At 65.5% G+C, this 1,538-nt stretch carries 2 protein-coding genes; both read left to right on the forward strand.

Annotation, left to right across the window (positions count from 1 at the left end):
* Positions 1–31 precede the first annotated feature (31 nt).
* Positions 32–589, forward strand: coding sequence for a P-loop NTPase family protein (locus AC1D00_RS40580; RefSeq protein ID WP_404554308.1), 558 nt, complete (start codon positions 32–34; stop codon positions 587–589).
* A 50-nt stretch (positions 590–639) separates the two neighbouring features.
* Positions 640–1,538, forward strand: an 899-nt coding sequence (locus AC1D00_RS40585; protein ID WP_477014572.1) for an amidohydrolase family protein, incomplete at its 3' end; no start/stop codon positions are given.

Here is a 1,538-nt window from a genome sequence, read left to right on the forward strand (position 1 = left end):
CAGTAATTCCAGATCTTCTGGGCTGGTGCTGATGAAAAGCCGCCGCATCCATCTGATGGGAGCTTCGGGCTCCGGCGTGACGACGCTGGGTCGCGCGCTCGCCGCCCGGCTTGCGCTTCCGCATCACGACAGCGACGACTATTTCTGGCTGCCGACCGCGCCGCCCTACCAGACGACGCGCCCCGCCGCAGAGCGCCTGCGCCTGATGCGCGAGATGTTTCTGCCGCGTCTCGATTGGGTGCTGAGCGGAACCGTCACCGGCTGGGGCGACGAGCTCGTCCCGTTCTTCGATCTCGTCGTCTTTGTGACGACGCCGCGCGAGCTTCGCTTGCAGCGCCTGCGTGGCCGCGAGGCTACGCATTTCGGAGCTGATGCCGTCGCACAGGGCGGCTGGCGTCATGAGGAGACGAAGTCGTTCGTCGAATGGGCCTCGCGCTACGAAGCCGGCGATCGCGAGGGCCGCAGTCTCACAAAAGATGAGGCCTGGCTCGCGGGCCTGCCCTGCCCGGTCGTACGCATCGACGGCTCACGCCCGCTTGCGGATCTTGTCGAGCAGCTATGCAGCGAAGCGGAGCGGTTACCCGGCTGATGTGATACTGTTGCGGTCCCACCTCCAAATAACGAAGCAGGGAGACAACCATGCTCAACCGACGCAGCGTCCTGCTTGCCTCACTTGCCGCCGGAGTAGCCATGACCAGCAAAGCCCACGCCCGCGCGTCGCAGCCCGCGACGCCGGTCAATTTCGACGTGCCGGCGCATGCCTGCGACTGCCACACCCACATCCATGGCGATGTCGAAAAGTTTCCGTTCTTCGCAGGACGGGTCTATACGCCTGAGCCGGCAAGCCCTGAAGAAATGGCCGCTCTGCACAAGGCGCTGCATATCGAGCGCGTGGTGATCGTGACGCCGAGCGTCTACGGCACCGACAACTCCTCCTCTCTGTTCGGCATGAAGGCGCGTGGCGGAACCGCGCGCGGGGTCGCCGTGATCGACGACAAGACGACGGAGGTCCAGCTCGACGCGATGCAGCAGGACGGCTTCCGCGGCATTCGCATCAATCTTGCGACCGGCGGCGTCAGCGATCCCAATGTCGGCCGGACCCGCTTCACCGCGGCCGTGGAGCGAATGAAGGCGCGCGGCTGGCACGTGCAGCTCTACACCACGCTGCCGATGATCTCGGCGATCAAGGACCTGGTGCTGGCCGCGCCCGTGCCCGCGGTGTTCGATCATTTCGGCGGCCTCGAGGCTTCGCTCGGGCTGGAGCAGCCGGGATTTGCGGACCTGGTCGCGCTCGTCAAATCCGGCAAGGCCTATGTGAAGATCTCCGGCGCCTATCRCTCGTCAAAACTCGCGCCGGATTATCAGGACATGGTGCCCTATGCGCGTGCGCTGATCGCGGCCAATCCGGATCGCATCGTCTGGGGCACCGACTGGCCGCATCCGGATTCGAGCCGCGTCGAGGGACGGAAAGCCACCGACATCGCGCCGCTCTACCAGATCGACGACGGTCGCCTGCTCAACCAGCTCCCGGTGTGGGC

It is taken from the genome of Bradyrhizobium sp. P2_E8 (assembly GCF_056403875.1).